Origin of the sequence: Burkholderia sp. Z1 (genome assembly GCF_014893795.1) — a bacterium.
GTDB classification, from domain to species: domain Bacteria; phylum Pseudomonadota; class Gammaproteobacteria; order Burkholderiales; family Burkholderiaceae; genus Burkholderia; species Burkholderia theae.
Genome location: NZ_JACFYL010000001.1, coordinates 2,662,074 through 2,686,279 on the forward strand (window position 1 = coordinate 2,662,074; position 24,206 = coordinate 2,686,279).

At 64.0% G+C, this 24,206-nt stretch carries 27 protein-coding genes and 1 tRNA gene; 3 read left to right on the forward strand and 25 right to left on the reverse strand.

From position 1 onward, the window contains the following. Positions 1 to 15: 15 nt before the first annotated feature. Entirely contained in the window at positions 16 to 672 is a 657-nt protein-coding gene (locus tag H3H55_RS12295; RefSeq protein ID WP_048249387.1) for a glutathione S-transferase, read from the reverse strand. 202 nt (positions 673 to 874) lie between these two features. Here H3H55_RS12295 and H3H55_RS12300 point away from each other — a divergent pair, with 202 nt between their 5' ends. The 3 genes from H3H55_RS12300 to H3H55_RS12310 all read left to right on the forward strand — a co-directional run bounded on the left by H3H55_RS12300 (position 875) and on the right by H3H55_RS12310 (position 2,762). After that, positions 875 to 1,666, forward strand: a complete 792-nt coding sequence (locus H3H55_RS12300; protein ID WP_193098753.1) for an oxepin-CoA hydrolase, alternative type — start codon at positions 875 to 877, stop codon at positions 1,664 to 1,666. Next, positions 1,663 to 1,905, forward strand: a complete 243-nt coding sequence (locus H3H55_RS12305) for a hypothetical protein (RefSeq protein ID WP_193098754.1) — start codon at positions 1,663 to 1,665, stop codon at positions 1,903 to 1,905. The genes H3H55_RS12300 and H3H55_RS12305 overlap by 4 nt, the downstream gene beginning before the upstream one ends. A 164-nt stretch (positions 1,906 to 2,069) precedes the next feature. Then, positions 2,070 to 2,762, forward strand: coding sequence for a glutathione binding-like protein (locus H3H55_RS12310; RefSeq protein ID WP_193098755.1), 693 nt, complete (start codon positions 2,070 to 2,072; stop codon positions 2,760 to 2,762). Between the two features lie 47 nt (positions 2,763 to 2,809). Here the strand turns inward: H3H55_RS12310 and H3H55_RS12315 are convergent, their stop codons facing one another. The 24 genes from H3H55_RS12315 to tpiA all read right to left on the reverse strand — a co-directional run bounded on the left by H3H55_RS12315 (position 2,810) and on the right by tpiA (position 24,175). Further along, positions 2,810 to 3,286, reverse strand: coding sequence for a MaoC family dehydratase (locus tag H3H55_RS12315; RefSeq protein ID WP_193098756.1), 477 nt, complete (start codon positions 3,284 to 3,286; stop codon positions 2,810 to 2,812). Next, on the reverse strand, positions 3,283 to 3,744 hold the full coding sequence (locus H3H55_RS12320) for a MaoC family dehydratase (RefSeq protein WP_193098757.1): 462 nt from the start codon (positions 3,742 to 3,744) through the stop codon (positions 3,283 to 3,285). The genes H3H55_RS12315 and H3H55_RS12320 overlap by 4 nt, the downstream gene beginning before the upstream one ends. Positions 3,745 to 3,782: 38 nt before the next feature. Next, positions 3,783 to 4,916, reverse strand: coding sequence for an acyl-CoA dehydrogenase family protein (locus H3H55_RS12325; RefSeq protein WP_193098758.1), 1,134 nt, complete (start codon positions 4,914 to 4,916; stop codon positions 3,783 to 3,785). Positions 4,917 to 4,941: 25 nt separating this feature from the next. Next, on the reverse strand, positions 4,942 to 6,138 hold the full coding sequence (locus H3H55_RS12330) for an acyl-CoA dehydrogenase family protein (RefSeq protein WP_193098759.1): 1,197 nt from the start codon (positions 6,136 to 6,138) through the stop codon (positions 4,942 to 4,944). Between the two features lie 104 nt (positions 6,139 to 6,242). Continuing rightward, positions 6,243 to 6,665, reverse strand: a complete 423-nt coding sequence (locus H3H55_RS12335) for a DUF1178 family protein (protein WP_006478278.1) — start codon at positions 6,663 to 6,665, stop codon at positions 6,243 to 6,245. Positions 6,666 to 6,801: 136 nt separating this feature from the next. Beyond that, positions 6,802 to 7,392, reverse strand: a complete 591-nt coding sequence (locus tag H3H55_RS12340; protein WP_193098760.1) for an NUDIX domain-containing protein — start codon at positions 7,390 to 7,392, stop codon at positions 6,802 to 6,804. Between the two features lie 36 nt (positions 7,393 to 7,428). Then, positions 7,429 to 7,725 carry a DUF2818 family protein gene (locus tag H3H55_RS12345; RefSeq protein ID WP_034184896.1) on the reverse strand — a complete coding sequence of 99 codons (297 nt, stop codon included), beginning with the start codon at positions 7,723 to 7,725 and terminating at the stop codon, positions 7,429 to 7,431. After that, entirely contained in the window at positions 7,725 to 9,179 is a 1,455-nt protein-coding gene (nuoN, locus tag H3H55_RS12350) for an NADH-quinone oxidoreductase subunit NuoN (protein WP_193099487.1), read from the reverse strand. Before nuoN ends, H3H55_RS12345 begins: the two co-directional genes overlap by 1 nt. 36 nt (positions 9,180 to 9,215) lie before the next feature. Further along, entirely contained in the window at positions 9,216 to 10,706 is a 1,491-nt protein-coding gene (locus H3H55_RS12355; RefSeq protein WP_129512601.1) for an NADH-quinone oxidoreductase subunit M, read from the reverse strand. 17 nt (positions 10,707 to 10,723) lie between these two features. Further along, positions 10,724 to 12,778, reverse strand: a complete 2,055-nt coding sequence (gene nuoL / locus H3H55_RS12360; protein WP_129512602.1) for an NADH-quinone oxidoreductase subunit L — start codon at positions 12,776 to 12,778, stop codon at positions 10,724 to 10,726. Between the two features lie 17 nt (positions 12,779 to 12,795). Continuing rightward, a complete protein-coding gene (gene nuoK, locus H3H55_RS12365) occupies positions 12,796 to 13,101 on the reverse strand; it encodes an NADH-quinone oxidoreductase subunit NuoK (RefSeq protein WP_048249367.1) in 306 nt (101 codons plus the stop codon). A gap of 17 nt (positions 13,102 to 13,118) precedes the next feature. Further along, positions 13,119 to 13,769 carry an NADH-quinone oxidoreductase subunit J gene (locus H3H55_RS12370; RefSeq protein ID WP_129512603.1) on the reverse strand — a complete coding sequence of 217 codons (651 nt, stop codon included), beginning with the start codon at positions 13,767 to 13,769 and terminating at the stop codon, positions 13,119 to 13,121. Positions 13,770 to 13,871: 102 nt separating this feature from the next. Next, entirely contained in the window at positions 13,872 to 14,360 is a 489-nt protein-coding gene (gene nuoI, locus H3H55_RS12375; RefSeq protein WP_014896508.1) for an NADH-quinone oxidoreductase subunit NuoI, read from the reverse strand. 15 nt (positions 14,361 to 14,375) lie between these two features. Beyond that, on the reverse strand, positions 14,376 to 15,443 hold the full coding sequence (nuoH, locus tag H3H55_RS12380; RefSeq protein ID WP_129512604.1) for an NADH-quinone oxidoreductase subunit NuoH: 1,068 nt from the start codon (positions 15,441 to 15,443) through the stop codon (positions 14,376 to 14,378). After that, complete coding sequence (gene nuoG, locus H3H55_RS12385; RefSeq protein WP_193098761.1) at positions 15,444 to 17,774, reverse strand: NADH-quinone oxidoreductase subunit NuoG; 2,331 nt, start codon at positions 17,772 to 17,774, stop codon at positions 15,444 to 15,446. It lies immediately after the preceding gene. Positions 17,775 to 17,859: 85 nt separating this feature from the next. Beyond that, positions 17,860 to 19,176 carry an NADH-quinone oxidoreductase subunit NuoF gene (nuoF, locus tag H3H55_RS12390; RefSeq protein WP_048249360.1) on the reverse strand — a complete coding sequence of 439 codons (1,317 nt, stop codon included), beginning with the start codon at positions 19,174 to 19,176 and terminating at the stop codon, positions 17,860 to 17,862. Further along, entirely contained in the window at positions 19,173 to 19,658 is a 486-nt protein-coding gene (nuoE, locus tag H3H55_RS12395) for an NADH-quinone oxidoreductase subunit NuoE (protein WP_129512606.1), read from the reverse strand. The genes nuoF and nuoE overlap by 4 nt, the downstream gene beginning before the upstream one ends. Before the next feature lie 172 nt (positions 19,659 to 19,830). Next, complete coding sequence (locus H3H55_RS12400; RefSeq protein WP_193098762.1) at positions 19,831 to 21,084, reverse strand: NADH-quinone oxidoreductase subunit D; 1,254 nt, start codon at positions 21,082 to 21,084, stop codon at positions 19,831 to 19,833. 9 nt (positions 21,085 to 21,093) lie between these two features. Then, on the reverse strand, positions 21,094 to 21,696 hold the full coding sequence (locus H3H55_RS12405; protein WP_006478264.1) for an NADH-quinone oxidoreductase subunit C: 603 nt from the start codon (positions 21,694 to 21,696) through the stop codon (positions 21,094 to 21,096). A 21-nt stretch (positions 21,697 to 21,717) separates the two neighbouring features. Then, entirely contained in the window at positions 21,718 to 22,197 is a 480-nt protein-coding gene (locus H3H55_RS12410) for a NuoB/complex I 20 kDa subunit family protein (RefSeq protein ID WP_006398799.1), read from the reverse strand. 62 nt (positions 22,198 to 22,259) lie between these two features. Next, a complete protein-coding gene (locus tag H3H55_RS12415; RefSeq protein WP_006398798.1) occupies positions 22,260 to 22,619 on the reverse strand; it encodes an NADH-quinone oxidoreductase subunit A in 360 nt (119 codons plus the stop codon). 154 nt (positions 22,620 to 22,773) lie between these two features. After that, a tRNA-Leu gene (locus H3H55_RS12420) sits at positions 22,774 to 22,858 on the reverse strand. A gap of 111 nt (positions 22,859 to 22,969) precedes the next feature. Further along, a complete protein-coding gene (gene secG / locus H3H55_RS12425) occupies positions 22,970 to 23,347 on the reverse strand; it encodes a preprotein translocase subunit SecG (RefSeq protein WP_048249357.1) in 378 nt (125 codons plus the stop codon). 72 nt (positions 23,348 to 23,419) lie between these two features. Then, positions 23,420 to 24,175, reverse strand: a complete 756-nt coding sequence (gene tpiA, locus H3H55_RS12430) for a triose-phosphate isomerase (protein ID WP_129512609.1) — start codon at positions 24,173 to 24,175, stop codon at positions 23,420 to 23,422. Positions 24,176 to 24,206: the final 31 nt, after the last annotated feature.

Sequence of the window (24,206 nt, forward strand, 5' to 3'; positions counted from 1 at the left end):
CCGCCGGAATCGCGCTTATGAGCGCACGCCGCTCGTCGCTTCGACGTAAGCCTTGCGATCGGCGGCCACGCGCTGCGCAGCCGCGCGCTCGCCGACCTTCTTCGAGTGCGCCTTCCAGTCGATGCCTGCGTCGAGCAGAAAGTCACGCCCGTACACGGCCTTCGTCGCCATTCCGATGACCGGCAGATGGATCGTTGCGGCGATGTCCGCGAGGCTGAACGACTCGCCGAGCACATACGGCGAAAACTGCGTCATCTGCTTGAACGCATCGATCGCGCGCGGTAGGCGCTTCTCGACGTGCGCCTTCATTCCGTCGCTGACCTTGCCGCCGAAAAACGCTTCCGTATAGATTTCGCGCGCCATCCATTCGAGATACAGCTCGAGCGTCTCGACCAGTTCGCGCACCTTCGCGGCCGCGAACGGCCCCGCCGGGAAAATGGCTTTCTCGGGATAACGCGCCGCCAGGTATTCGACGATCACCTGCGACTCGAACAGCGCGCCCTCTTCGGTCCTCAGGAACGGAATCTTGCCGAGCGGCGAATCGGCGAGCTGGGCCGGATCGCTGATCGGCAAACCGCACACCGACTCCTCGAACGGGATGTCGTGCTCGAGCAGGACGAACTTCACCTTGTTGTAATAGTTGGACAACGGGATACCGCACAGCTGTAGCATCGGAGTCTCCTTCCTTGCTGGAGCGCGGCCGCAACGATGCCGGCCGCATCGGGATACGTCGTGCTGAAAAGCACGTTCGTGCTAGTCTAAAGCAAGTTTTGCGTCCGTCACGACAACAATACATCCGCTGCAACAACAGCCGCGCCTGTCCGCACGACACGCGCGGCGCCGCAGCCCCGCCATCCGATGGAGACACGCTCGCATGAGTGCTGAACTGCTGGCCTCGCGTCCGCCCGAGAGCGATTCGACGCTCGTCCTCACGCTATCCAATCCCGGCGCGCGCAACGCGCTGCATCCCGACATGTACGCGGCCGGCGTCGAAGCACTCGCCACTGCCGAGCGCGATCCCGCGATTCGCGCGGTGGTGCTGACGGGCGCCGATCGCTTCTTCTGCGCAGGCGGCAACCTGAACCGGCTGCTCGACAATCGTTCGAAGGATCCGTCCTACCAGGCCGACAGCATCGATCAGCTCGGCGCATGGGTAACGGCGATCCGCGCATCGACGAAGCCGGTGATCGCGGCGGTCGAAGGCGCCGCGGCCGGCGCAGGCTTCTCGCTCGCGCTCGCGTGCGACCTGATCGTCGCCGCGCACGATGCGAAGTTCGTGATGTCGTACGCGCGCGTCGGCCTGACGCCCGACGGCGGCGGTTCGTGGTTCCTCGCCCGCGCGCTGCCGCGTGCGATCGCGGCCGAGATCCTGTTCGAAGGCAAGCCGGTCGCGGCCGAACGCCTCCATGCGCTCGGCGTCGTCAATCGGCTCGCCGTGCCCGGCTCGGCACTGACCGATGCGCTGGCATGGGCCGATGCCCTTGCCGGCATCTCGCCGAATACGCTCACGCGCATCAAGTCGTTGCTCGACGACGCGACGATGCAGCCGCTCGAACCGCATCTCGGCACCGAGCGCGATCATTTCGTCGCATCGCTGCATCATGCGGACGGGCTCGAAGGCATCACCGCATTTCTCGAGAAACGCCAGCCCCACTACAAGCGTTGATTCTCCGCGTCCGCAACACGACGATGGAAGTGCCGTACCACCCATACCTGCAATCCGCGCAACACGGTACCGACTACGCGGCATTCGAAGGCACAGCCTCCGTCGGCGAACAGCAGCGCTTCGACATCGAGGCGATATCGCACCGGCTCGCCGCACCGATCGACGGGTTCGCGGGCTCGCTGATCGTCGAGCAATTCAGAGGTGAACTGGTGCGGCAATACGTGCAGAAGGTGCATTAAGGAAAGCCGCGCGCAACCTCGGCGACGGTCTCCCGCTCGCCCGCGCGTACGCCTCCGCGGGCACGTTTCCGTCGCCAGCAGCCCGCGTCGATCCATGCTCTAATGACCGCCTGCCGCGGCGCGCTGCCGGCGCCGCGTTCGCGCATGCAACCAAGGAGTTGACGATGATCGACGTCTATAGCTGGGCGACCCCGAACGGCCACAAGGTGCACATCATGCTCGAGGAAACCGGCCTCGCTTATCGTGCCCATCCGGTCGATATCGGTGCGGGCGACCAGTTCAAGCCCGAATTCCTGAAGATCAGCCCGAACAACAAGATCCCCGCGATCGTCGATCCGGACGGCCCCGGCGGCAAACCGATCTCGCTGTTCGAATCGGGCGCGATCCTGATCTACCTTGCGGAGAAAACCGGCAAATTTCTGCCGACCGATCCGGCCGCGCGTTATGCGACGCTCGAGTGGCTGATGTTCCAGATGGGCGGTATCGGCCCGATGCTCGGGCAGGCGCACCACTTCCGCCTGTATGCGCCGGAGAAGATCGAGTACGCGGTCAACCGCTACACGAACGAAGCGAAGCGCCTCTACAACGTGATGGACAAGCGCCTCGGCGAATCCGAATATCTCGCGGGCGACGCGTACACGATCGCGGACATTGCGACGTTCCCGTGGACGCGCTCGTGGCAAAACCAGGGCATCGTGCTCGACGAGTTGCCGAACGTGAAACGCTGGCATGAGGCGATCGCCGCGCGACCGGCCGTGCTGCGCGGCGTCGAAGTCCTTGCGTCGATGCGCAAGGCGCTGCAGGACGACAAGGCGCGCGAGGTACTGTTCGGCGCGACGCAATACGCGAAGCACTGACCCGCGCGTGACGGGCGGAGCGGCATCCGTGCATGCCGCCCCGCGTTTCAGAAGTAATGCAGCGTGATGAATTCAGCCGCGCAAACCAGCAACGGCGCGTCGGGACGCTCGGCCTGCATCGACACCGACCAGGTCACCTGCACGCCGCCCTGCGCGGCCTCGGCGGTTTCCTTCACCGCAAACAGCGCACGCACGCGTGCACCGACCGGCACCGGCTTCAGGAACCGCACACGGTTCAGTCCGTAGTTCACGCCCATCTTCTGCTCGAAGCGCATCGCGTCGGTCATCAACGCGGGAATCAGCGACAGCGTCAGGAACCCGTGCGCGATCGGCCCGCCGAACGGCGACTCACGCCGCGCGCGTTCGGGGTCGACGTGTATCCATTGATGATCGCCGGTCGCGTCGGCGAACCCGTCGACGCGATGCTGGTCGATCGCGATCCAGCCGCTCGCGAGCGGCTCCGCGCCGACACGCGCCTGCAGCGCCTGCGCCGATGCGATCAGCGGCAATGTCACATCGGTCATGCGTTCGTGCCTCCCGGATGGCGCAGCCCGAAGATCACCTTGCTGTGCACGCTGATCACCGTCTCGCCGCTGCCATTGACGCCGATCCACTCCGTCGACACGATGCCGCGATCGGGCTTGCTCTCCGAAACGCGCTTGTCGTGGACCTTCTGGTACATCGTGATCGTGTCGCCGGAGCGCACCGGCTTGAGCCAGCGAATCGAGTCGATGCCCGGCGAGCCCATGCTGGTCGAGTCCGGCCCGAGCTTCTTGATGAGCAGGCTCATGAACACCGAGCACGTATGCCAGCCGCTCGCGACCAGCCCGCCGAACGGCGACGACTTCGCGGCCTCCTCGTCGAGGTGGAACGGCTGCGGATCGTAGCGTTGCGCGAATGCCTTGATATCGTCGGGCTCGAATGTGTAGCGGCCCACTTCGATGGTGCTGCCGACCACCAGATCTTCGTAACTGATACCCACTTGTGTGTCTCCTTGTCTGACGCGCTCGCGCGCCGCCGTCATGCCGCGTCGGCCTGCGCGAAATCGGGCAGTGCCGCGATCCGGGCAAGATGATGATCGGTGTCGCCGAGCGTCGTCTCGATGATCGACAGCCGCTTGAACAGGTGCGCGGCGGCTACCTCGTTGGTCACGCCCATGCCGCCGTGCAACTGGACGGCCTGCTGGCCGACGAAGCGCGCGGCCGCGCCGACGCGCGCTTTGGCGGCCGACACGGCCTTGCGTCGCGCATCGGCATCGCCGCTCGCGTAGCGCACCGCCGCCAGGTAGGTCAGCGAACGCGCCTGCTCGGCATGGATCAGCATGTCGACCATCCGGTGCTGCAGCGCCTGGAAACGCGCGATCGGCACGCCGAACTGCTCGCGCGTCTTCGTGTATTCGACCGTGGCGCGATTCAGTTCGTCGAGCGCGCCGACCGCTTCCGCGCACAGCAGGAACGTCGCGTAATCGGCAACCTGCTCGAGCGCGGCCGCGTCGCGTGCACCGCCCGTCAGCAGCCGGGCAGGCGTCTCGTTGAACTCGATCGTCGCGGCACGCTGGCCGTCGATGGTCCGGTAGTCGACCACCTTCGTGTTCGCTGCATCCCGTTCGACGACAAAGAGGCCGATGCCGCCGTCGTCGACACGCGCAGGCACGATCCACACGTGCGCCTGTGCGCCGTGCTGAACGATCGATTTGATGCCGGTCAGCCGATACGTGCCGCCCTGCTCGTGTGCGCGCGTGTCGAGCTCGAACAGGTCGTAGCGCGCATGCGGTTCGTGGAACGCAACCGCCAGGCGCTTTTGCCCCTGCGCGACCGCCTCCAGCAGCGCGGCATCCTCGCCTGCGCCGGAGCCTGCGATGCGCAGCGCCTCGACGCCGACCGCCGTTGCCCAGTACGGCTCGATCACGAGCGCGCGGCCGAGCGCCTGCATCACGACCAGCATGTCGACCGGGCCGCCGCCGAAGCCACCCTGTGCGTCCGGCACCGGCAGTGCGGTCAGCCCCAGTTCCGCGAACGCGCTCCATTGCGTGTCCGACACGCCCGTGTCGCTGCGCACGATTGCCTGACGTGCATCGAAGCCATATTGCTCGCCGAGATAACGGTGCAGCGCGTCGGCGAACTGCTGCTGCTCATCGGTAAAGCTGAAATCCATGGTTGTCTCCGCTCCCGTTCCGTGATCACAGACCCAGAATCATCTGCGCGATGATGTTCTTCTGGATCTCGTTCGAACCGCCGTAGATCGACGTCTTCCGGTAATTGAAGTAGTAGGCGGCAAGCGGCGCCGCATCGTCGTCGCCCGCGATGCTGTGCTCGCGCTCGCCGTCGAGGAACGGCACGTCGAACGGCGCGGCGAGCGGACCGATCGCATCGACCATCAACTCGGTGAGCGCCTGCTGCACTTCGGTACCCTTGATCTTCAGCATCGACGCCTCGGGGCCCGGCCCCTTGCCGCTCGTCTCGCGGCTGACCACACGCAGCACCGTCACCTCGAGCGCCATCAGCTCGACTTCGAGCGCCGCGACCTTCGCCGCGAACACGGGATCGGCAAGCAACGGCTTGCCGTTCTTGCGCTGGTTCGACGCCACGCGCTTCAGGAACGCGAGTTCGCGCTTCGACGCGCCGACGCGCGCGATACCGGTGCGCTCATGGCCAAGCAGGTATTTCGCGTAGGTCCAGCCGCGGTTCTCGTCGCCGACGAGATTCTCGACCGGCACCTTCACGTCCTCGAAGAACACCTCGTTGACCTCGTGGTCCTCGTCGAGCATGACGATCGGGCGTACCGTAATGCCGGGTGTCTTCATGTCGATCAGCAGGAACGAGATGCCCTCCTGCTTCTTCGCGTCCGGATCGGTGCGCACGAGGCAGAACATCATGTCGGCGTACTGGCCGAGCGTCGTCCAGGTCTTCTGGCCATTGACGACGTAGTGGTCGCCTTGGCGTTCGGCGCGCGTGCGCAGCGACGCGAGGTCGGACCCGGAACCCGGCTCCGAGTAGCCCTGGCACCACCAGTCCGAGCCGTCGAGAATGCGTGGCAGATAGTGACGCTTCTGCGCTTCGCTGCCGTATTTCATCAGTACCGGTGCGACCATCGACACGCCGAACGGCAGCACGGTCGGCGCACCGATCCGCGCACACTCCTCATCCCAGATGTGTCGCTGCGTCGCGTCCCAGCCCGGGCCGCCGTATTCGACCGGCCAGGCAGGCGCGGACCAGCCGCGCCGGCCGAGAATCCGGTGCCAGCTCGCGAAATCCTCGCGGTCGAGTCGTTTGTGATCGAGTACCTTGGCGCGCAGTGCATGAGGCAGGTTGGCCTCGAGCCAGGCACGAACGTCGACGCGGAACGCGTCGTCGGCAGGGGAATAATCCAGATCCATGCGCAGTGTCTCCTGTCGACCGGAGTTAGCGCTTTAGCGGTTACTCCGGTCCCATGCAGACGCTCGCCACGGCCGTCCAGCCGGGCAAGGATCCACTGCGTACGTCATTGCAGCGGTTCTTTCAGCGCGGCGGGAATCGGCAGCGGCATCACGTCGATGCCTTCTTCGACCAAGGATTGCGCATCTTCCGGCGTCGTGACGCCACGGATGCTGCGTGCCGGCGCCTCGTTGTAATGGATGCGCCGCGCTTCCTCGGCGAAGCGCTCGCCCACGTTCTCGGTCTTCTCCAGCACCTCGCGCAGCGCGCGCATCACCTGCGCCTGCAGCGCACGCGGATCGGCCGGCTGTGCCTGCGTCGCGCCCGACAAGTTCAGGCGCGGCGCCGACGGCAGACGGTTGACCTCGGTCGTCCCGCACACCGGACATTCGACCAGCTTGCGGGACAACTGCGCTTCGAATTCATCGGCGGAAGCGAACCAGCCTTCGAACCGATGACCGTGCGGGCACTGTAAATCGAGGACCTTCATGCTGAATCAGGGCGTGTGGCGAGTGTAGCGCAAAAACAGGTTTTGTGAACGATCGTGCTAAATCCCGATCGCGCGACGCGGAAGCGCCGCGTCACCGGATTGTAACGCGGCGCCCCACCCGCCGCTGACGCTGCGCTCAGGGCGTCAGGACCGGGCCGAGCGGCCAGGTGCCGGACAGCACCTTGTCGAGCCACATCGTGCCAATGATCGTCTTCACGTCGGAGATCTGCCCCGTGCGCACCCATTCCTGCAGGTCGGCTTGCGTCGCGGTGAAGGTCTCGAGGAATTCGCCTTCGTCGAGCTGGCGCTCGCCCGCGGTCAGCCCGCGCGCAAGGTACAGGTCGATGAATTCGGTCGAATAGGAAATGATCGGGTGAATGCGGGCCAGGAACACATATTCGCGTGCCGTGTAACCCGTTTCCTCGCGCAGTTCGCGCACCGCGCACGCGAGCGCGCCTTCGTTCGGGTCGAGCTTGCCGGCCGGAAATTCGGCCATCACCTTGCCGATCGGGTAGCGAAACTGGCTTTCCATCAGCACGCGGCCGTCGTCGAACAGCGGGATCACCATCACCGCGCCCGGGTGCTGCACGTATTCGCGCAGGGCCTTTTTGCCGTCCGGCAGGCGGACGGTGTCGCGCTTGAGCTTGAGGAACGCGCCGTCGAAGATCGCCTCGCTCTCGAGGCAGGTTTCGGTCAGTGCGGCGTCGTGATTGGGTAGTTCGGCCATCGGCGGCTCCAAGATTGAGCGCGACGGCCGGAGCCGTCAGCGTCGTTTGACGAGATACTGGAACGTGAAGCCGGGAAACGCGAACACGATGAAAAGACTGAACGTGATCGCGTAAAACTGCCAGCCCTGTTCGAAGCGGTTGCCGGCGCGCGACTCGAGCCAGAAGCCGAGTGCACCGACGACGAAATACAGCACGATCAGCTCGCCGATCCGCACCCACGCGCTCTTCTTCGCCGCGCCGAACGGCACGACGGCGAAGAGGCGTTGGTTCAGGAACGGCAGGTTGGCGCACACGAGCGCCAACAGCACGATAAACCAGCCAGCTGCCGACATTACAGCGGCAGCGTGTGACGGATCGCCTGCAGGCAGGCCGTCAGCAGCGGGCTCGGGATCAGGCCGAGCACGACGACCGCAAGGCCGTTCAGCACGAGGATCGTGCGCTTGCAGAAATCGCCCGAGATCGGCGTCGAATCCTGCGGCGCATCGAAGTACATCAGCTTCACGATACGCAGGTAGTAGAACGCGCCGAACAGCGACGTGATCACGGCCAGCACGGCCAGCCACGTGAGACCCGCGTTGACGGTCGCCTCGAGCACGGCGAGCTTCGCGTAGAAGCCGACGGTCGGCGGGATGCCCGCCAGCGAGAACATCATGACCATCATCACGAACGCGAACACCGGGCTGCGCTTGTTGAGGCCCTTGAAGTCGTCGATCGTTTCGGCTTCGAAATCGCGGCGCGCCAGCAGCATCACCACGCCGAACGAACCGAGCGTCGTGATCAGGTAGACGATCGCGTAGAACATCGCCGAGCTGTATGCGTTCGCCGGTGCCGCCGCGTCGCCCTTCACGATGCCCGCGAGCAGGCCGAGCAGCACGAAGCCCATGTTCGAGATCGCCGAATACGCGAGCATCCGCTTGATGTTGCGCTGGACGATACCCGTGATGTTGCCGACGATCAGCGACAGCGCGGCGAGGATCACGAGCGCGGTCTGCCAGTTCTGTGCGAGCGGCAGCAGGCCCATCACCAGGAAGCGCAGGCCCCACGCGAACGCGGCAACCTTCGGGCCGCCGCCGACGAACAGCGTCATCGCGGTCGGTGCGCCCTGATAGACGTCCGGCACCCACATGTGGAACGGCACGGCGCCGAGCTTGAACGCGATACCGGCGACGATGAAGATCACGCCGAACATCAGCACGGCTGCGTCGGTGTTGCCGCCGACCGCCTTGTACACCTCGCCCAGCTCGAGCGAGCCGGTCGCGCCGTAGAGCATCGAGATGCCGTACAGCACGAAGCCCGACGCAAGCGCGCCCAGCACGTAGTACTTCATCGCGGCTTCGCTCGACTGCGCGGCGTCGCGGCGCAGCGCGATGACCGCGTACAGCGACAGCGACATCAGTTCGAGACCGAGGTACAGCGTCAGGAAGTTGTTGCCCGACACCATGACCAGCTGCCCGAGCAGCGAGAACATGCCGAGCAGGAACACGTCGCCGCGGAACATGTCGCGATCTTCGAGGTACTTGCGCGAATAAACGAGCGAGACCGCAAAACCGAACGACACGACCGCCTTCATCATGCTCGCGAACGAGTCGACGACGATCATCTTCGAGAAGAAGTAGTACTGCTGCGGGTCGAGTGCCTGCACGGCGAACCACACGCCGGCGACGACCGACGATACGACCGCGATCAGATAGGTCAGGCGACGGCCTGAGGCACCGGTAAAGGTGTCGTTCAGCCATGCGACGACGATGGCAGCCATCACCAGCGCGTCAGGCAACAGGACATTCATAGGAGCGTTCATGATCTTGAGTTCCTCCGCTCGCGATTACTGCGCCAGCGGCAGCTTGGACTGCGCGACATGGGAGAGGAGGTTTTCCACGGAAACGTGCATCACGTCGGTGAAAGGCTTCGGATACAGGCCCATCAGCAGCGTGAACGCGGCAAGCACGGCCAGCATCACGAATTCGCGACGGCCGATATCCTTCAGCTTGGCGACGTGATCGTTCGCGACCGCGCCGAAGTACACGCGCTTGTACATCCACAGCGTATAGGCCGCGCCGAGGATCAGCGTGAACGCCGCGCCGAATGCGATCCAGAAGTTGTACTGGACGGCTGCGAGAATCACCATGAACTCGCCGACGAAACCCGACGTACCCGGCAGGCCGCAGTTGGCCATCGAGAACAGCATCGCGAACGCCGCGAACTTCGGCATCACGTTGACGACACCGCCGTAGTCGGCGATCTGGCGCGAGTGCACGCGGTCGTACAGCACGCCGATGCAAAGGAACATCGCGCCCGACACGAAGCCGTGCGAGATCATCTGGATGATCGCGCCTTCGACGCCGAGCTGGTTGAAGATGAAGAAGCCGAGCGTGACGAAGCCCATGTGCGCGATCGACGAATACGCGACCAGCTTCTTCATGTCGGCCTGCACCATCGCGACGAGGCCGATGTAGATCACCGCGATCAGCGACAGCGTGATCACGACGGGGGCCAGGAAGTGGCTCGCGTCAGGCGTGATCGGCAGCGAGAAGCGCAGGAAACCGTACGCGCCGAGCTTCAGCATGATCGCGGCCAGCACGACCGAGCCGCCCGTCGGCGCTTCCACGTGCGCGTCCGGCAGCCAGGTGTGCACCGGCCACATCGGCACCTTCACTGCGAACGCAAGGAAGAACGCTATAAACAGCAGGATCTGCGGCGTCATCGCGATCTTCGCGTTCTGCCACGTCGCCAGGTCGAACGAGTGCGTTTCCGTGTACAGGTAGATCAGTGCGACCAGCATCAGCAGCGAGCCGGCCAGCGTGTACAGGAAGAACTTGAATGCCGCATACACGCGGTTCGGGCCGCCCCACACGCCGATGATGATGTACATCGGGATCAGGGTCGCCTCGAAGAACACGTAGAACAGCAGGCCGTCGGCCGCCGAGAACACGCCGATCATGATCCCGGACAGGATCAGGAAGGCCGCGAGGTACTGCGCGACGTTCTCGGTGATCACTTCCCACGCGGAGATCACGACGATCACCGTGATCAGCGCGGTCAGCACGACGAACCACATCGAGATGCCGTCGACCCCGAGGTGATACGAGATGTCGAAGCGTTCGATCCAGGTCGACTTCTCGACGAACTGCAGCGCGGCCGTGCTCGAATCGAAGCCCGTGATCAGCGGAATCGTGACCGCGAGGCCGAGCAGCGAACCGATCAGCGCGACCCAGCGGGCCGTCCCCGGATTTTTGTCGTTACCCACCGCAAGCACGAGGAGGCCGAAAACGATCGGCAGCCAGATCGCGGTACTCAGAATCGGAAAAGCGTGCATTAAGTTGTCCCCCCGCCTTATTTGCCGCCGAGCGTTACAAACAGGGTCAGGAGCCCCAGCATGCCGATGATCATGGCGAACGCGTAGTGATAGATGTAACCGGATTGGAGGAAGCGGATCACGCTGGCGAACCAGCCGATGAACCGCGCGCTGCCGTTGACGAGGCCGTCGATCACCACGACGTCACCCTCCTTCCACAGGCCGCGGCCGATCGCCACCGAACCGCGGGCGAACACCACCTCGTTGATCTTGTCCATGTAGTACTTGTTGTCGAGCAGCGTGTAGATCGGGCCGAACGCGCGGCGGATCGACGCCGGCAGCTCCGGACGCTTCAGGTACAGGAACCATGCGACGACGACACCGGCGAGCGCGAGCCAGACCGGCAGGCCCGACACCGAGTGCAGGCCCATGCCCACCCAGCCGTGGAACTCCTCGGCCATCTCGGCCAGCGCCGGATGGTTTTCGCCGATGAAGATCACCTTGTCGAACGCCACGCCGTGCGCGAAGAAGTCGCCGAACAGCATCGGGCCGACCGCGATCGCACCGATGATCACCGACGGGATCGCCAGCAGGACGAGCGGCACCCACACGACCCACGGGGTCTCGTGCGGTTCGTGCGCGTGGTCGTCATGACCGTGGCCATGGCCGTGGTCGTCATGGCCATGCGCGGCCGCCATGCCCATCGGCGATTCCGGATGCTTCGGCTTGCGGAAACGCTCTTCGCCGTGGAACACCAGGAAGTACATGCGGAACGAGTACAGCGCCGTGACGAACACGCTCGCGACGACCGCGAAGTACGCGAAGCCCGAACCCGGCAGGTGCGACAGCTTCACCGCGTCGATGATCGAGTCCTTCGAGTAGAAGCCCGAGAAGAACGGCGTACCGATCAGCGCGAGCGAGCCGACGAGCGACGTGATCCACGTGATCGGCATGTACTTGCGCAGGCCGCCCATGTTGCGGATGTCCTGGTCGTGGTGCATGCCCATGATCACCGAGCCCGCGCCGAGGAACAGCAGCGCCTTGAAGAACGCGTGCGTCATCAGGTGGAACAACGCGACCGGGTAAGCGGACACGCCGAGCGCGACGGTCATGTAGCCGAGCTGCGACAGCGTCGAATACGCGACCACCCGCTTGATGTCGTTCTGGATGATGCCGAGGAAGCCCATGAACAACGCCGTGATCGCGCCGATCACCATGATGAACGACAGCGCGGTGTCCGACAGCTCGAACAGCGGCGACATGCGCGCCACCATGAAGATGCCGGCCGTCACCATCGTCGCCGCGTGAATCAGCGCCGAGATCGGGGTCGGGCCTTCCATCGAGTCCGGCAGCCACACGTGCAGCGGGAACTGAGCCGATTTACCCATCGCGCCGATGAACAGGCAGATACAGGCGGCGGTCAGCAGGCCCCAGTCGGTGCCCGGGAAGTGCAGGCTCGCGAGCTCGGCGCGCTTCGCGAACACTTCGCCGTAGTTCATCGAGCCGGCGAATGCGAGCAGCAGGCCGATGCCGAGCAGGAAGCCGAAGTCGCCCACGCGGTTCACGAGGAACGCCTTCATGTTCGCGTAGATCGCGCTCTCACGCGTGAAGTAGAAGCCGATCAGCAGGTACGACACCAGACCCACCGCTTCCCAGCCGAAGAACAGCTGCAGGAAGTTGTTGCTCATCACGAGCATCAGCATCGAGAACGTGAACAGCGAGATGTACGAGAAGAAGCGCTGGTAGCCGTCTTCTTCCGCCATGTAGCCGATCGTGTAGATGTGCACCATCAGCGAGACGAAGGTCACGACGACCATCATCATCGCGGTCAGCGAATCGACGAGGAAGCCGACTTCGAGCTTCAGCGAGCCGACGTTCATCCATTCGTAGACGGTCGCGTTGAAGCTCGCGCCGCCCATCACGTCGAGGAAGACTTTCGCCGACAGGAGGAACGCGATCATCACGCCGAGGATCGTGATCCGGTGTGCGCCCTTGCGCCCGACTGCGTTCCCGAACAGCCCCGCAATCAGCGAGCCGGCCAGCGGAGCGAGCGGAATCGCCAGCAGCAGGTTTTCATTGAGTGTCGTTGACATAACAGCGTAGCCTGAGATTAACCTTTGAGCTGATCGAGATCCTCGACATTGATCGTGTCGAGCTTGCGGAACAGGGTCACCAGAATCGCGAGACCGATCGCGGCTTCCGCTGCGGCGACCGTCAGCACGAAGAACACGAAGATCTGGCCGTGTATATCGCCGAGATAGTGCGAGAACGCGACGAAGTTGGTGTTCACCGCCAGCAGCATCAGTTCGATCGCCATCAGGATGATGATGATGTTGCGGCGGTTCAGGAAAATCCCGACGATGCTGATCGCGAACAGAATCGCGCCGAGCACGAGGTAATGAGCAAGAGTCAACATGGTTTTCTTTTCTCCGCTTAGCCGTTGTTGCCCGAACCGGCTTCGCTCTGCGCCGCTTCCGGCTCCGGCTTCTCGGCGTCCATCTTCACGAGGCGCACGCGGTCGTCGCGGCGCACCTTGACCTGATCCGACACACGCTGGCGCTTGCTGTCCTTGCCCTTGCGCTCGGTCAGCCCGATCGCGGCAATGATCGCGACCAGCAGCACGAGGCCGGCGATTTCGAACGCGAAGATGTAGTCGGTGTAGATCACCTTGCCGATCAGTCGCGTGTTCGACCAGTTGGCCATTTCGCCCGTCGCCATTGCGTGCACGGTGTGCGTGTCGCCGTAGCCGCGCCACAGGATCAGCGCGGTCTCGATCACGATGATCGCGCCGACCAAGGTCGCCATCGGCACGAAGCGCTTGAAGTCGCGACGCAGGTAGTCGATGTTGATGTCCAGCATCATCACGACGAACAGGAACAGCACCATCACGGCGCCCACGTACACCAGCACCAGCAGGATCGCGAGGAACTCCGCTTCCAGCAGCATCCAGATCGCGGCGGCGTTGAAGAACGCCAGCACAAGGAAAAGCGCAGACGCCACCGGGTTGCGCGAAGTGATCACCTTCAGCCCTGATACCACCAGGAGCAGCGCGAAGATGTAGAACAGTACGGTCGTGAATTCCATGATTACCGGTTCATCGTTAGGCCATAGTCAGGCGCGGCTTGCGGGACGCCCGCACCCGTCGCGGCGGCTGGCCCGTGCTTCGGGCCGGCACTGCAAACACAATCAACGATACGGCGCGTCGGCAGCCTTTGCCGCAGCGATGTCCTTCTCGTAGCGATCGCCCACCGCGAGCAGCATTTCCTTCGTGAAATACAGGTCGCCGCGCTTTTCGCCGTGGTACTCGAGAATCTGCGTCTCGACGATCGAATCGACCGGGCAGCTCTCTTCGCAGAAACCGCAGAAGATGCACTTCGTCAGGTCGATGTCGTAGCGCGTCGTGCGGCGCGTGTTGTCCGCGCGCGTTTCCGATTCGATCGTGATCGCCATGGCGGGGCACACGGCCTCGCACAGCTTGCACGCGATGCAGCGCTCTTCACCGTTCTCGTAGCGGCGCAGCGCGTGCAGCCCGCGGAAGCGCGGCGAGATCGGCGTCTTCTCTTCCGGGAACTGCACGGTGACCTTGCGCTTGAACGTGTAACGACCGGTCAGCGCGAGCCCTTTCAGCAGCTCGGTCAGGAAGAAGGTCTTAAAGAAGTGTTGGATAGCCGTCATGATTTCGTCCGATCTTTACTTCACCCAGATGTTGAGCGGCGACATCATCCAGAAGCCGACCACGATCACCCAGATCACCGTGACGGGCAGGAACACCTTCCAGCCCAGGCGCATGATCTGGTCGTAACGGTAACGCGGGAACGTCGCACGGACCCAGATGAACACCGACAGCAGTGCGAAGACCTTCAGCACCAGCCAGAAGATGCCCGGAATGAACGACAGGAACTCGAACGGTGCATCCCAGCCGCCGAGGAACAGCGTCGCAGCCAGCGCCGAGATCACGATCATGTTGATGTACTCGGCGAGGAAGAACAGCGCGAACGCCATGCCCGAGTAATCGATCATGTGACCCGCGACGATCTCCGACTCCCCTTCCACCACGTCGAACGGGTGACGGTTCGTTTCGGCGATGCCCGAGATGAAGTAGACGACGAACGCCGGCAGGAGCGGCAGCCAGTTCCACGACAGGAAGTTCACGCCGTGGCCCGCGAAGAAGCCGTGCTGCTGCGAACCGACGATTTCCGACAGGTTCAGGCTGCCGGCCGTCATCAGCACCAGCACCAGCGCGAAGCCCATCGAGATTTCGTACGAAACCATCTGCGCTGCGGCGCGCATCGCGCCGAGGAACGCGTACTTCGAGTTCGATGCCCAGCCCGCGAGAATCACCGCGTACACGCCGATCGACGAGATCGCCATCGCGTACAGCAGGCCCGCGTTCACGTTCGCGAGGACGGCTTCAGCCTGGAACGGGATCACGGCCCACACCGCGAACGCCGGCACGACGGTCATGACCGGCGCGATCAGGTACAGCCACCGGCTGGCCGCGCTCGGCTGAATGACTTCCTTCAGCAGCAGCTTCAGCACGTCGGCGATCGGCTGCAGCAGGCCGCCGGGGCCGACGCGGTTCGGACCGAGACGCACGTGCATCCAGCCGATCAGCTTGCGTTCCCACAGAATCAGGTACGCGACGCACAGCAGGATGACGACGGAGACGACGAGGATGCGCACGATTGCCCACACCGTCGGCCACGCGAAGCCGAGAAGCTGGGATCCGCCCGCGTTGATCGTATCGAACAAGCTCATTTACGCCTTCTCCACCACCAGTTCACCGGACAGGCTGCCGAGCGCTGCGCCGGCAGGCGTTGCCGCCGACACGCGAACGACCGTCTCCGCAAGATTCGCGTCGCGCACGGCCGGCAACTGCACCGCACGCTCGCCCTGGCGCACGCGCACGGCGTCGCCTTCCTTCAAGCCCAGCTTGTCGAACAACGCGGCCGGCAGGGCTGCGGCATTCGCTGCCTTCGCGGCGACCGTCAGGTGCAATGCACCTGCGCGGCGCACGAGCGCGTCGGCGTGATAGATCGGCACATCGGCGAGGCGCTCGAAGCCGCCGTTCGCGGCATTCGCTGCAACGCGCGCCGGCGCGACCGACGTCTGGTTCGACAGACGGCCGGCAACCCCTGCGTCGCCGAGCGCCGCGAGACGCACTTCTTCCGCCGTCTCGTATTCGAAGTTCGGCAGGCCGAGCAGGCTGCCGAGCACGCGCAGCACCTTCCAGGCCGGACGCGTGTCGCCGAGCGGGCGCACGACGCCGTTGAAGCTCTGCACGGTGCCTTCCGCGTTGACGAACGTGCCGGCCGTTTCCGTGAACGGCGCAACCGGCAGCAGCACGTCGGCGTAGTCGAGGCCGTGCTTGAACGGCGACATCACGACGACCATTTCCGCCTGGTTCAGCGCGGCAAGCGCCTGCGCCGGATCGGCCGTATCGAATTCCGGTTCGACGTTCAGCAGCACGTAGCCCTTGCGCGGCTGCGCGAACGCTTCGCGTGCATTCAGGCCGCCGTCGCCCGGCAGCGCGCCGACGACGTGCGCACCGACCGTGTTCGCCGCTTCCGTCAGGAAGCCGAACGTGGCGCCGGTGTTGTCGGCGATCCACTGGGCGACAGCGTGCAGCTTCGCGAATTCCGGATGGCGGACCGCGACGTTGCCGAGCAGCACCGCGCGGCGTTCGCCGTTCGCGAGCGCTTGAGCGACCGTCTGTGCAGCCGGCGATGCCGTGACGCCCGCGAGCGTGTCGGGCAGCGCGACGCCGCGCAGTTGCGCGACGGCCGCGGCGATGCCGGCCAGTTCGTCGAGCCATGCCGACGGCGCGGCGACGATGCGCTGCGCGGTCGGGATCAGTGCGTCGTCACCGGTCGCGTGCAGGAAGTGCAGCTTCGCGCCGTTCTTCGCGGCCTGGCGCAGGCGGGCGGCGAACAGCGGGTGGTCGCGGCGCAGGAACGAACCGATGACGAACGCGGCATCCACGTTCGACAGGTCGGCGATCGGCATGCCGAGCCACGGTGCGCCCTGGACCGGCGCCGAGAAATCCTGCTGACGCAGACGGAAATCGACGTTCGGCGTCTTCAGTTCGTTGGCGAGCTGCTTCACGAGGAACAGCTCTTCAGCGGTGCTGTGCGCGCTCGCGAGCATCGCCAGCGCGTTCGCGCCGTGATCCGCGGCGATGCCCTTCAGGCCCTTCGCGACGTATTCGAGCGCGGTCTGCCAGTCGGTCTCGATCCACTGGCCGCCCTGCTTCAGCATCGGCTTCGTCAGGCGCTCTTCACTGTTGAGGCCTTCATACGAGAAGCGGTCCTTGTCCGAGATCCAGCATTCGTTGATTGCTTCGTTCTCGAACGGCAGCACGCGCATCACGCGGTTGTTCTTCACCTGCACGACGAGGTTCGCGCCGACGGAATCGTGCGGGCTCACCGACTTGCGGCGCGACAGTTCCCAGGTACGGGCGCTGTAGCGGAACGGCTTGCTGGTCAGCGCGCCGACCGGGCACAGGTCGATCATGTTGCCCGACATCTCGGAGTCGACCGTCTTGCCGACGAACGTCGTGATTTCCGAGTGCTCGCCGCGGCCCAGCATGCCGAACTCCATCACGCCGGCGATTTCCTGGCCGAAGCGGACGCAGCGCGTGCAGTGGATGCAGCGCGACATTTCTTCCATCGAGATCAGCGGGCCCACGTTCTTGTGGAACACCACGCGCTTCTCTTCCGCGTAGCGCGACGACGACTTGCCGTAGCCGACCGCCAGATCCTGCAGCTGGCATTCGCCGCCCTGATCGCAGATCGGGCAATCGAGCGGGTGATTGATGAGGAGGAATTCCATCACCGACTGCTGCGCCTTCACAGCCTTGTCGGACTGCGTGTGAACGATCATGCCGGCCGACACGGGGGTCGCGCAGGCAGGCACGGCCTTCGGCATCTTCTCGACTTCGACGAGACACATCCGGCAGTTGGCCGCAACCGACAGTTTCTTGTGATAGCAGAAGTGAGGAATGTACGTATCCGCCTTGTGCGCAGCCTGGATCACCATGCTGCCTTCGGGCACCTCGACCTTCTTGCCGTCTATTTCAAGTTCAACCATGATGGTGAATGGTCCTTAACCTATTTCCGCTCGTTCGCGCGTTCGCCCGACCGTGCGCTCAAATTCCGCAACCGGGTGTTTCGCTTCAGGCTGCCGCAGCCACATGCGGCGCGTGGCCGCCGACCATGCAGTGCTTGTGCTCGACGTGGTACGCGAATTCGTCCCAGTAGTGCTTGAGCATCCCGCGCACCGGCATCGCCGCCGCATCGCCGAGCGCACAGATCGTGCGGCCCATGATGTTCTCGGCAACCGAGTTCAGCAGGTCCAGATCTTCCTGACGGCCTTCGCCGTGCTCGATACGGTTCACGACGCGATACAGCCAGCCGGTGCCTTCACGGCACGGCGTGCACTGGCCGCACGATTCCTCGTAGTAGAAGTACGACAGGCGCAGCAGCGAGCGCACCATGCAGCGCGTCTCGTCCATCACGATCACCGCGCCGGAACCGAGCATCGAGCCCGCCTTCGCGATCGCGTCGTAATCGAGATCGGTCTGCATCATGATGTCGCCCGGGATCACCGGTGCCGACGAACCGCCCGGAATCACGGCCTTGATCTTCTTGCCGCCGCGCATCCCGCCGGCGAGCTCCATCAGCGTCGCGAACGGCGTGCCGAGCGGCACTTCGTAGTTGCCCGGACGCTCGACGTCGCCCGACACCGAGAAAATCTTCGTGCCGCCGTTGTTCGGCTTGCCGATCTCGAGGTAATTCTGCGGCCCGATGGACAGCAGGAACGGCACCGCGGCAAACGTCTCGGTGTTGTTGATCGTGGTCGGCTTGCCGTACACGCCGAAGCTCGCCGGGAACGGCGGCTTGAAGCGCGGCTGGCCCTTCTTGCCTTCGAGCGACTCGAGCAGCGCCGTTTCCTCGCCGCAGATGTACGCGCCGTAACCATGGTGCGCGTGCAGCTGGAACGAGAATTCCGAGCCCATGATGTTGTCGCCGAGGAACCCGGCTGCGCGCGCTTCATCGAGCGCGGCCTCGAAGCGTCGATACACTTCGAAGATTTCGCCGTGGATGTAGTTGTAGCCGACGGTGATGCCCATCGCGTATGCGCCGATGGCCATGCCTTCGATCAGCGCGTGCGGGTTCCAGCGCAGGATGTCGCGATCCTTGAACGTGCCCGGCTCGCCTTCGTCCGAGTTGCAGACGAGGTACTTCTGCCCCGGGAACTGGCGCGGCATGAAGCTCCACTTCAGGCCGGTCGGGAAGCCCGCACCGCCACGGCCACGCAGGCCCGACGCCTTCACGTCGGCGATCACCTGCTCGGGCGTGATCTTTTCTTCGAGAATGCGGCGCAGCTGCTTGTAGCCGCCGCGCGCAACGTAGTCTTCGAGATGCCAGTTCTCGCCGTTCAGACCAGCGAGGATCAGCGGTTTGATGTGACGGTCGTGGAGGGACGTCATTTCGAGAGCTCCTCAAGCAGCTGGTCGATCTTCTCGCGGCTCATGAAGCTGCACATTCTGTGATTGTTCACCAGCAGCACCGGCGCATCGCCGCACGAGCCCATGCATTCGCCTTCCTTCAGCGTGAACTTGCCGTCGGGCGTGGTCTCGCCGAAGCTGATGCCCAGCTTCTGTTTCAGGTAGTCGGCAGTCGCTTCCGCGCCGCCGTCCGGACCCAGCTGGCACGGCAGGTTCGTGCAAAGCGTGATCTTGTGCTTGCCGACCGGGTTGAGCTCGTACATCGTGTAGAACGTCGCGACTTCCTGCACGGCAACGGCCGGCATGCCGAGATAGTCCGCAACGAACTGCATCAGTTCGGGCGACAGCCAGCCATGCTCTTCCTGAGCAACGGCCAACGCCGACATCACGGCGGACTGTTTCTGATCGGCGGGATACTTCGTCAACGCTCGATCGATTTCTTTCAGGCCTTCAGCTGAGATCATTTTCAGACACGACTCTTTCAATTCCTACCGAACGAACAACCTGCCGCACACTGGGGTGCATGGACGGCAGACCTGGCGCTCACTCTGTTGACAGCTTGCGAAGCCGCACCGGTTCAGCGCGCATCGCGTGTGACTTACTGCTCGCCGCCCGCTCGTGCGGGCGGCGCAACCATTAGCGATCGATCTCGCCGAACACGATGTCCTGCGTACCGATGATCGTGACGGCGTCGGCGATCATGTGACCGCGCGCCATTTCGTCGAGCGACGCCAGGTGAGCGAAACCCGGTGCGCGAATCTTGAGGCGATACGGCTTGTTGGCACCATCCGACACGAGGTAGATGCCGAACTCACCCTTCGGATGCTCGACCGCCGCGTATGCTTCGCCTTCCGGCACATGGAAACCTTCGGTGAAGAGCTTGAAGTGGTGAATCAAGTCTTCCATGTTGGTCTTCATGCCGACGCGCGACGGCGGTGCAACCTTGTGATTGTCCGTCATCACCGGGCCCTGATTCTTTCGGAGCCACTCAATACACTGTTTCGCGATGCGGATCGACTGGCGCATTTCCTCGACGCGGACCAGATAGCGGTCGTAGCAATCGCCGTTCACGCCGACCGGCACGTCGAAATCCATGCGATCGTACACTTCGTACGGCTGCTTCTTGCGCAGATCCCACGCGATGCCCGAGCCGCGCAGCATCGGGCCCGTCAGGCCCATCTGCAGCGCGCGTTCCGGGCTGACCACGCCGATCCCGACCAGACGCTGTTTCCAGATCCGGTTGTCGGTCAGCAGCGTTTCGTATTCGTCGACGCACTTCGGGAAGCGCGTGAAGAAATCGTCGATGAAGTCGAGCACCGAGCCGCTGCGCGATTCGTTCATCTTCGCGAGCGCCTTCTCGTTGCGAATCTTCGACGCCTTGTATTGCGGCATTGCGTCAGGCAGATCGCGGTAGACGCCGCCCGGACGGTAGTACGCCGCGTGCATCCGGGCGCCGGACACCGCTTCGTACACGTCCATCAGGTCTTCGCGTTCGCGGAAAGCGTACAGGAACACGGCCATCGCGCCGACGTCGAGTGCGTGTGCGCCGATCCACATCAGGTGGTTCAGCACGCGCGTGATCTCGTCGAACAGCACGCGGATGTACTGCGCGCGCTCCGGCACGTCGATGCCGAGCAGCTTTTCGATCGCGAGCACATAGCCGTGCTCGTTGACCATCATCGACACGTAGTCGAGACGGTCCATGTACGGCACGGACTGGATGAAGGTCTTGGATTCCGCGAGCTTTTCGGTCGCGCGGTGCAGCAGGCCGATGTGCGGATCGGCGCGCTGGATGACTTCGCCGTCAAGCTCGAGCACCAGGCGCAGCACGCCGTGCGCTGCCGGGTGCTGCGGGCCGAAGTTGAGCGTGTAGTTCTTGATTTCTGCCATGACGCCCCCTTAATGTTTCAGACCGCCATAGCGATCCTCGCGGATCACGCGCGGCGTGATTTCGCGCGGCTCGATCGTCACCGGCTGGTACACGACCCGCTTCTCTTCCGGGTCGTAACGCATTTCGACGTAACCCGACACCGGGAAGTCCTTGCGGAACGGGTGGCCGATGAAGCCGTAGTCGGTGAGGATGCGGCGCAGGTCGGGGTGGCCTTCGAACACGATGCCGTACAGGTCGAACGCTTCGCGCTCGTACCAGTTCGCGGAGGTCCAGATGTCGACCAGCGATGCCACGATCGGCAGGTCGTCGTCCGGCGCGAATGCCCGCAGGCGCAGGCGCCAGTTGTTCGTGACCGACAGCAGGTGCGACACGGCCGCGAAGCGCGGGCCGTCGTAGGCGCCGTCGCCGAAGGTCTGGTAGTCGACGCCGCAGAGGTCGATCAGTTGCTCGAAACGGAGCTTCGGATCGTCGCGAAGCGTCTTTGCGACTTCGAGGTAATCGCTCGCCTTCACGACGAGCGTCAGTTCACCGATCGCTTCGGTAAGGCTCACCACGCGCGCGCCGAGCGCGGCTTCGAGGTTTGCCTTGAGAGTCTCGATTTTGCTTGCCATATTGAGGGGACGCTCGGGGCTTTATTGACGGGCGATGGTATTGGTGCGGCGGATCTTCGCCTGAAGCTGGATCACGCCGTAGACCAGCGCCTCGGCCGTGGGCGGGCAGCCCGGCACGTAGACGTCGACCGGCACGATCCGGTCGCAGCCGCGGACCACCGAATACGAGTAGTGGTAGTAGCCGCCGCCATTCGCGCACGACCCCATCGAGATCACCCAGCGCGGCTCGGCCATCTGGTCGTACACGCGGCGCAGTGCGGGTGCCATCTTGTTGCAGAGCGTGCCGGCAACGATCATCACGTCCGATTGACGCGGGCTCGGACGAAACACGACGCCGAACCGGTCCAGATCGTAACGGGCCGCGCCCGCATGCATCATCTCGACGGCGCAACACGCGAGCCCGAACGTCATCGGCCACAGCGAGCCGGTACGCGTCCAGTTGATCAGCTTGTCAGCCGTCGTGGTGACAAACCCTTCCTTCAAGACCCCTTCGATACTCATTTGCTTTCCACTCCAGACGAGCGACCGAGCGTGGCCGCTCATGCAAACCGGCGATTAACCCATCACTCCCAATCGAGCCCGCCTTTCTTCCAGATATAGGCAAAGCCCAGCAGGAATTCGAGCAGAAAAATCATCATTGCGATGAAACCCGGCCAGCCGATGTCCCGGAGCGCGACGCCCCACGGGAACAGGAATGCGGTTTCGAGATCGAAGATGATGAACAGGATGGCGACGAGGTAATACCGAACGTCGAATTTCATCCGGGCGTCTTCAAAGGCTTCGAAGCCGCACTCGTACGGTGCGTTCTTCTCGACGTCCGGCTTGTTGGGACCAAGGAGCTTGCCGATGCTGACCAGCGCTATACCTAAACCAGTGCCCACGAGGAGGAACAACAAGACGGGGTAATAGGCTGCGAGGTTCAAGGCAATCCTCTATCGGTTAGTTCTGAGCGTCCGGAGAATACCACTATCCGGCGGAAGGAATCATTTCGGAGTGCATGCGATCGCAAGACAACCGCAAGCACACCCCAGAAATGAAAAATGCCAGCCACTAGAAGCGGCTGGCATTGAGTAACTTTGGTGCCGACGGCGAGACTCGAACTCGCACAGCTTTCGCCACTACCCCCTCAAGATAGCGTGTCTACCAATTTCACCACGTCGGCACTGCATGCAACTCGGGTTATGCTGCTCGTTTCCCGCGAATCGCTTCAAGAATTAAATTCTAACCCGACTTCCAGAATTGTTCAACGCACAACCGCAAAATTTTTGACTTTTTATTTCGGGACGTCCTGGCCCGGCGCGCTTGCAGCCGAACCCGCTGCAGCGGACGCCGCGACAGCCGGCGCCGATGCGGCGGACACCGGTGCCGGAGCGGTCGCCGCCGCGCCCAGCACGCCTGCCGACGGCGTCGACTTGTACGAACCGAGGTACGTCAGCGCGAGCGTCGCGATAAAAAAGATCGTCGCGAGGATACCCGTCGTGCGCGACAGGAAGTTCGCCGAGCCCGTCGCACCGAACAGGCTGCCCGACGCGCCGCTGCCGAATGCAGCGCCCATGTCGGCACCCTTGCCGTGCTGCAGCAGCACGAGACCAATCACACCAAGTGCAGACAGTACCTGCACCACAATAATCAGCGTTTTGAATAACAGCATCACACCCACCCGATTGGATCGGGCGACCGGATCGACCGGCCGCCGTCATGGTTCAATTCGATCTCGGACCGCTCAACGCGCGGCCCGGCAGATCGCCAGGAAATCTTCCGCCTTCAGCGACGCGCCGCCGATCAGGCCGCCGTCGATGTCCGGCTGCGCGAACAGCTCTTCCGCGTTGTCCGGCTTCACGCTGCCGCCGTACAGCACGGACACGTCCGCCGCACCCTTCGCCGCGAGACGCGCACGCAGGAACGCGTGCACGTCCTGCGCCTGCGCCGACGTCGCGCTCTTGCCCGTGCCGATCGCCCAGACCGGCTCGTACGCGACGACGATGCGCACCGCCTCGTCAGCCGTCAGCACGGCCAGCACCGCGTCGAGCTGCGCACCGACGACCTGCTCGGTCGCGCCCGACTCGCGCTCGTCGAGCGTCTCGCCGACGCACACGACGGGCGTGAGGCCGGCCGCGAGCGCGCGCTGCGTCTTCGCCGCGACCGTCTCGCTGCTTTCGCCGTGATACGCGCGACGCTCCGAGTGGCCGACGATCGCATAGCGTGCGCCGAACTCGGCAACCATCGCGGCCGCCACTTCGCCGGTGAACGCGCCCTGCTCGTGCGCGGACACGTCCTGCGCGCCGAATGCGACACGACCGCCGCCAAGCTGCGCCTGAACCTGCGCGAGATACGGGAACGGCACGCACACGCCGACCGACGTTTCGGCCGCCACGGCGTCCGCGCCCTGCACCACTTCGTTCAGCAACGCCTGGTTGCCGGCCAGCCGGCCGTGCATCTTCCAGTTGCCGATCACCCGCTTTATTCTCTGTTTCGACATCGTGTCTGTCTCGTCACCGCTGTGTCATTAA